5 protein-coding genes are annotated in these 4,860 nt (G+C 62.7%); 1 reads left to right on the top strand and 4 read right to left on the bottom strand.

Features of this window, described 5'->3' with window-relative positions; translation table 11 throughout:
- Nucleotides 1-96 precede the first annotated feature (96 nt).
- From htpG to MnOB_RS17465, 4 genes are all read right to left on the bottom strand, one after another.
- Nucleotides 97-1,995 carry a molecular chaperone HtpG gene (htpG, locus tag MnOB_RS17480; protein ID WP_077525498.1) on the bottom strand — a complete coding sequence of 633 codons (1,899 nt, stop codon included), beginning with the start codon at nt 1,993-1,995 and terminating at the stop codon, nt 97-99.
- A gap of 181 nt (nt 1,996-2,176) precedes the next feature.
- Complete coding sequence (locus MnOB_RS17475) at nt 2,177-3,424, bottom strand: MFS transporter (protein ID WP_077525497.1); 1,248 nt, start codon at nt 3,422-3,424, stop codon at nt 2,177-2,179.
- A gap of 40 nt (nt 3,425-3,464) precedes the next feature.
- Nucleotides 3,465-3,908, bottom strand: a complete 444-nt coding sequence (locus tag MnOB_RS17470) for a PaaI family thioesterase (protein ID WP_077525496.1) — start codon at nt 3,906-3,908, stop codon at nt 3,465-3,467.
- Complete coding sequence (locus MnOB_RS17465) at nt 3,905-4,360, bottom strand: PaaI family thioesterase (RefSeq protein WP_077525495.1); 456 nt, start codon at nt 4,358-4,360, stop codon at nt 3,905-3,907. Before MnOB_RS17465 ends, MnOB_RS17470 begins: the two co-directional genes overlap by 4 nt.
- A gap of 171 nt (nt 4,361-4,531) precedes the next feature.
- Between MnOB_RS17465 and MnOB_RS17460 the strand changes: the two genes are divergently transcribed.
- Nucleotides 4,532-4,753 carry a hypothetical protein gene (locus MnOB_RS17460; RefSeq protein ID WP_077525499.1) on the top strand — a complete coding sequence of 74 codons (222 nt, stop codon included), beginning with the start codon at nt 4,532-4,534 and terminating at the stop codon, nt 4,751-4,753.
- Nucleotides 4,754-4,860: the final 107 nt, after the last annotated feature.

The following is a 4,860-nucleotide window of genomic DNA, read 5'->3' as shown; positions in this document are numbered from 1 at the left end:
ACCAAATCGCCGTTCTTTTTTCATGGCTCCCCGGAAATCCGCGAAGAACCCAAAAAAAGGCCCGCATTGCGGGCCTTTCTTCACACCTTTCGGCTATCAGGCGGAGAGTTCCACCAGCAGCTTGTTCAGGCGACGCACGTAGGCGGCCGGGTCCTTCAGGCTGTCGCCTGCGGCCAGGGCAGCCTGGTCGAAGAGGATGTGCGACAGTTCGCCGAAGCGATCCTCGTCCTGCTCGCCGTCGAGTTTCTCGATCAGCGGGTGGGCCGGGTTGATCTCGAAGATCGGCTTGGAGTCCGGCACTTTCTGGCCGCTGGCTTCGAGGATCTGGCGCATTTGCAGGCCCAGGTCCTGTTCGCCGATGGCGAGGATCGCCGGAGAGTCGGTCAGGCGGTGCGACACGCGCACTTCCGAAACTTCCTCACCCAGGGCGGACTTGAGGCGCTCGATCAGCCCTTCCTTGGTCTTGGCGACTTCTTCCTGGGCCTTCTTGTCCTCTTCCGAATCCAGCTTGCCAAGGTCGAGATCGCCGCGAGCGACATCGACGAAGCCCTTGCCGTCGAAGTCGGACAGGTAGCTCATCAGCCACTCGTCGATACGGTCGGTGAGCAGCAGCACTTCGATGCCTTTCTTGCGGAAGACTTCCAGGTGCGGGCTGTTCTTCACCTGCGAATAGCTCTCGCCGGTGAGGTAGTAGATCTTGTCCTGGCCTTCCTTCATGCGACCGATGTAGTCGGCCAGGGAAACGCTCTGCTCGCCCGAATTGTCGCTGGTGGCAGCGAAGCGCAGCAGGCTGGCGATCTTCTCCTTGTTGGCGAAGTCCTCGGCCGGACCTTCCTTCAGCACCTGGCCGAAGTTCTTCCAGAAGCCCTTGTATTGCTCGGGCTCGTTCTTCGCCAGCTTCTCCAGCATGTCCAGAACGCGCTTGGTCAGCGCCGACTTCATGGACTCGATCACCGGGCCGGATTGCAGAATTTCGCGGGAGACGTTCAGCGACAGGTCATTGGAGTCCACCACGCCCTTGATGAAGCGCAGGTAGAGCGGCAGGAACTGGTCAGCCTGGTCCATGATGAACACGCGCTGCACGTAAAGCTTCAGGCCGCGCGGCGCCTCACGGTGATAGAGGTCGAAGGGTGCGCGGGCCGGGACGTAGAGCAGCGAGGTGTATTCCAGCTTGCCTTCGACCTTGTTGTGGCTCCAGGACAGCGGGTTCTCGAAGTCGTGGGCGACGTGCTTGTAGAACTCCTGGTACTCCTCGTCCTTCACCTCGGTGCGCGGACGGGTCCAGAGCGCGCTGGCACGGTTGACGGTTTCCCACTCCTGCTCCGCCGGTGCCTCTTCGCCGTGGTGCTCCTTCGGCAGTTCGATGGGCAGGGCGATGTGGTCGGAGTACTTCTTGATGACATTGCGCAGGCGCCAGCCGTCGGCGAACTCTGCTTCGTCGCTCTTCAGGTGCAGGACGATGCGGGTACCGCGCTCGGCCTTGTCGATAGTGGCGATGTCGAACTCGCCCTCGCCTTGCGACGACCAGTGAACGCCCTCGGCGGCAGCCAGGCCAGCGCGGCGGGTGAAGACGTCGACCTTGTCGGCAACGATGAACGCGGAATAGAAGCCCACACCGAACTGGCCGATCAGGTGGGAATCCTTCTTCTGGTCGCCAGAGAGATTCTTCAGGAAGTCGGCGGTACCGGACTTGGCGATGGTGCCCAGGTGAGCGATCACCTCGTCACGGCTCATGCCGATGCCATTGTCTTCGAGGGTGACAGTGCGCGCGTCCTTGTCGAAACTGACGCGGATCTTCAGCTCGGCGCCGCCTTCCAGCAGCGCAGGCGTTGCCAGCGCCTCGAAGCGCAGCTTGTCGGCGGCGTCGGAGGCGTTGGAAATCAGCTCGCGGAGGAAGATTTCCTTGTTGGAATACAGGGAATGGATCATCAGGTGAAGCAGCTGCTTCACCTCGGTCTGGAAGCCCAGGGTTTCTTTTTGAGTTTCCACACTCATGGTCGTCTTACTCCACGTGGATGGTTTAGGCCGTTTACAGCGGCGGATCACATCCAGATGGGGCCTTCGACAAGGATTTCAAGTGCTTAGCGAAAGCGGGAAGAACCTGACTTTCGCTGCGTTGCACGTCAGGCCCCGCGCTTCACGATTCGCAGCGGGGCCGAACCAGGATTTCCCGACTTCAGGGTTCGAGCAGTTCGACGTGGGAGACTTCGTCGAGGTCGAAGCTGAAGCTTGCAGCCCCTGCCCCACCAAGATTGCGACGAATCAGGACACGTCCGTCGCGATCCAGCCCGGCGAAGCGGCCTTCGGCGGTGCTACCGCGTACTGTGTACACGCGCATGCTGAGCTCCTGGTACTGAGCGGGATTGCTCAGCAGGCGTTGCAAGGAGAAGCGCAGGCGACGATCTATCGCATGGGCGCTGTCCGATGTTGGTCCGGGTTCCTGTGCCTCGCTCGGCGCCGGGGCCTCCACGGCGGAGGCTGCCAGCGGCGGGAAGCTGTCGCGACTCACGCGCCAGCCCCGGCTCTCATTCTTTATCAGCTGCAGCGGCAAACGCTGGGGCTGGCCGCCGATGCGAGCTTCCACCTCGACTTCCAGTTCGCGTGCCGGCAGGCTGACGGCCGGCAGCGGGGCCAGCTCGACATCACGGGTGGCGAAGCGGCGTTGCAGGTAATCGCGGACTACATAGGCCAGCGTGTCACGGGAGTCGTAACGCGTGTCCACCTGGCCGTCGCGATAGCGCAGGCGATCGGTGAAGACCTCCAGGTGGCCGGATAGCGTGGTCGCGAACTTCGGTGGCAGCACCAGGTGGAAATCACCGGCCAGGCGATTCGGCGCGACCGGCTGAAGGTCCACGTGCAGCGTGTAGCCACGGGGGATGCGCCGGGCTTCGGGCAGTTCCTGCTCCGGGAGCAGCCAGCTGATTTCGATTTCCGGTTGCGGGCCGGCATCCTCGGGCAATACATCCAGGCGCAGGGCTCCCTGTGGCTGACTGCCGACCCGGATGGTGAGCTCGCGACGGGCATAGAAGTCCTGGCCCTCGCGCAGGCTGAGAATGCCATCCACCAGTTCGGCTTGAAGCGGAGCGAAACGCTGCCCGTTGAGTTCGCCATTGAGGCGGATGTCCAGCTCGGAAGCCGTCTGCTGCTCGTCGCCCAGCCAGCGCAGGCTCAGGATCGCCTGCAGGCGCTCCGGGTCCTGCGCGGCGAGCATGGTCAGGCCCACCACCAGCGGTATGAAACCCATGGCGCCAAAGGCCACAGCGTTGCGCGCGGTTCGCCAATGGTAGAGCACGTAGGCCAGCGTGACCGGCGGCAGCAGGCTGCCGAAGCCCCAGAGCAGGCTGGTGCCGAACGCACGCATCACCAGCCAGACGAGGCCGGTGACGATCAGCAGCAGGCCACCGAGTATGAGTAACGCAACCATCGGGCTTTCCTTGTGAGCGACCGGACGCGCCTGACGCGCCTCAGGATTCGTCGACCTTGAAGTGGGCGCGCGCGGTGGCGATGGGTTCGGTCTGGGTGGTCTGCCAGGCGGTAATGGCGACGTTGGCGACACGGCGGCCTTGTCGCCAGACCTGGCATTGGACGTAGGTGTCACGATAGTGCCCGGCGCGCAGGTAATCTATCGAGAAGTCGATGATTTTGGGCATATGTGGCGTGCCCATGAACATCAGCAAGTGGAGCATCGCCGCGTGCTCCATGAAGCCGGCGATCACGCCGCCATGGATGGCTGGCAGGGTCGGATTGCCGATGTTGTCCTTGTTCGCCGGCAGGCGGAACACCATGTCATCCCCGAGGCGCAGGCATTCCATGCCGATCAGCTTGGCGTAGGGGATCAGACACACCAGCGAGTCGTAATCGTTCTTCTCGTGGGCTTCGCGGACCACGGCGCTGAGGTCGAGGCTCATGCCGCACCTCCCTGCTTCAACTGCCCGGGCTTGCCCAGGCGCATGAACGCACCCACCACATGGGCGATGGGTTGTGCCGGGTCGTCCTGGTAGGCATAGCCACGGGTGAAGATGATGTTGGGGGTAACCCGGTAGCATTCAGCGAAACCGAAAACATCCTTGTGCGGCTCGGCCGGGTGCATGTAGTCGATGCGCAGGTCCAGGGTCGGGCAGATCTCGAACTCCGGCAGCACGCAGACCGTGGAAATGCCGCAGGTGGTATCCATGAGAGTGGTAATGGCACCACCGTGGATCACGCCGGTTTCCGGATTGCCGATGATCTGCGTGCTGTACGGCAGGCGCAGGGTCAGGCCCTGGGGAGTGGCATCGTGCACGGTGAGGCCGAGCACCTGGCAATGACGCAGCACGGTAAGAAAGCGCTGCGCCCGTTCGATGAGGGTGTTGTCCGTCATGACTGCAACCTTGGCGGAGGGTGGGCAAAGAGGCGAATCATACCCTGCCCCACCCGCTTGCGCCGTGGGAGACCGCGCAGTCATGCTTTTTGCAATTAGCGCGGAACTTAGAAACGAATCACAAACTCCAACGGCTATCGATGAGGAAAAGCCACACATGGAGGCTCAATGATGAAGAAAACCCTGTCTCTCGCCCTGCTCCTGGCCGCAAGCCTTGGTCTCGCCGCCTGCGACAAGAAGGAAGAGGCTCAGGCACCGGCTGCTCCGGCTACCGAAACCCAGCCGAGCACCCCGGCCACCCCACCGACTCCGGCGCCGGAAACCGCCCCGGCCCCGACCGAGCCCGCCCCGGCAGCGCCTGATACCGCGCCGACCGAGGAGAAAAGTCAGTAAGCCTCCAGCTCGCTGGAACGAAAAGGCCCGCATGATGCGGGCCTTTTCGTTTCCGGTGTCTAGTCCTGAAATAGGTTTACACCTATCAGGCTAACCTCCAGACCTCA

The sequence above is a fragment of the Metapseudomonas resinovorans genome, assembly GCF_002003485.1.
Classification (GTDB): Bacteria; Pseudomonadota; Gammaproteobacteria; order Pseudomonadales; family Pseudomonadaceae; genus Metapseudomonas; species Metapseudomonas resinovorans_D.
Note: the sequence above shows the minus strand (reverse complement) of the source record. Positions and strands in the feature narration are given on the sequence as shown.

What these genes read in the sequence shown, in the direction of transcription:
- MnOB_RS17470 (WP_077525496.1), bottom strand. Translation starts at nt 3,908, where the DNA reads ATGAGCCTCGACCTCAGCGCCGTGGTCCGCGAAGCCCACGAGAAGAAC.
- MnOB_RS17465 (WP_077525495.1), bottom strand. Translation starts at nt 4,360, where the DNA reads ATGACGGACAACACCCTCATCGAACGGGCGCAGCGCTTTCTTACCGTG.
- MnOB_RS17475 (WP_077525497.1), bottom strand. Translation starts at nt 3,424, where the DNA reads ATGGTTGCGTTACTCATACTCGGTGGCCTGCTGCTGATCGTCACCGGC.
- htpG (WP_077525498.1), bottom strand. Translation starts at nt 1,995, where the DNA reads ATGAGTGTGGAAACTCAAAAAGAAACCCTGGGCTTCCAGACCGAGGTG.
- MnOB_RS17460 (WP_077525499.1), top strand. Translation starts at nt 4,532, where the DNA reads ATGAAGAAAACCCTGTCTCTCGCCCTGCTCCTGGCCGCAAGCCTTGGT.